Annotated in this window: 1 protein-coding gene and 1 pseudogene; both read left to right on the forward strand. The window is 76.7% G+C overall.

Annotated elements, in window-relative coordinates:
- Positions 1-563: pseudogene (locus ACWDCZ_RS41190) on the forward strand (glycoside hydrolase); the annotation flags it as partial.
- A gap of 474 nt (positions 564-1037) precedes the next feature.
- The coding region (locus ACWDCZ_RS41195; protein WP_449818700.1) for a condensation domain-containing protein at positions 1038-1602 on the forward strand (565 nt) is incomplete at its 3' end.

The following is a 1602-nucleotide window of genomic DNA, read 5'->3' on the forward strand; positions in this document are numbered from 1 at the left end:
GCCCGGTGCCCGCCGTCGACCACTGGAGCATGCTCGCCCTCGACCACGCCGACCAGGTCCTCTCCCGGCGGATGCTGGCCCGCCCGGACTGGAGCCCCGGCAACCGCAAGGGCGACTGCCCGGACGGCCTGCGCTTGACCGCCCTCGCCCGCGGCGACAGCCGGGCCCTGTGCACCGACGCGGGCGAGCCGGCCGTGGGCGGCGGCGACTGGACCACCGTCACCGACGGGCGCTACGTCACCGCGGGGGACTGGGCGTCCGGCTACGACAAGCTCCAGTGCCCCGACCGCAGCTTCGCGGTCGGCTACAGCGTGCGCGCCAACGCCATGGCCGCCCTGCTCTGCGCCCCGGCGGCCGGCCCGCTGCCGCTGACCGGCCGCACGGTCTGGTTCGACCGGGGCGACAACCGGCCCGCCACCGGCGGCTCGGTGGCGAGCGACTGGGCGCCGGGCCGCTACAAGGGCCAGTGCGCGGACGGTGAGTACCTGGCCGGCGTCGCGTCCACCTGGCAGCGCCTCCAGTACGGGGCCCCGGCCGCGCTGCTCTGCCGCCCGCTCAGCTGATCCGGCGGCGCCCCGGGGCTGATCCGGCGGCGGCTGCGGGGCCGCTCCGGCGACGGGCGCTCAGCTGATGCGGCGACGGCCCGGACCCGATTCGGCGACGGCTCCGGGAGTCCGGAGGCCGACGGCGGGAGCGGCGGCCCGTTGAGACGATGACGAACGATCAGAAGCCCGCCCGCGTGGTCGCATTCCCGCAGGTTGGACGCGTTCATGACGTCTTTCCTACGGGTCGGAACGACCCTTGACGGCGCAGGGCTTCTCTGCCAACCTCTCGGCAGGTCTGGACCATGATCGGCCTCTTCGACGGGGAGGGGACCGACGGCGCTCCGGCGGTGCGCAGGGGGGATCTGCGGGCCGGGCAGGTCGAGGCCGGGGGGCGGCCCGTCGGCCGCGTCGCCAGAGCATCCGCGGCGTCGGCCACGTCGGCGCCCGGCCACGGGGAACGCACCATTCACCGACTGCCGAATCGAGCCGCACATGCCACACTCCCTCCCCCCGCACGCCTCGCCCTTCCAGCGGGGCATCTGGGTCACCGAGCGCCTCGGCGGCCACCACGGGGTGTTCCACATGCCCGTCCTGCTCTCCTTCGACCGGGTCGACGCCGACGCCCTCGCCCGTGCCGTCTCGACGGTGACGGCACGGCACCCCGTGCTGTCCCAGGTGTTCGTGGAGCGCGGCGGGAGCCTCGTCGCGGAGCCCGGCACCGCCCCGGTCCTCGACGTGGTCGACGCCTCCGAGGACTGCGCGCAGAGCCGGGAGAAGCGGCTGGCCGAGGACGCGGCCCGCCCGTTGGACCTCCAGGCGGGCCCGTTGGCGTGGTTCACCCTCTACCGCGGCCGCGGTGAGGCGGCGGAGCTGCTCGCCGTCGTGCACCACGCGGTCTTCGACGGGGAGTCGAAGGACGTCCTGGTGGCGGACCTCGCCGCGGCCTACGCGCAGGCCCTGGGCGGGCCCGCGCAGGCCGCCGACCGGAGCCCGTCCCCCGCCCCCGCCACCCCCCCCGCCCCCCCCCCCCCCCCCCCCCAGCGCCCGGGGGGCGCCC

The sequence above is a fragment of the Kitasatospora sp. NPDC001225 genome (assembly GCF_053597855.1).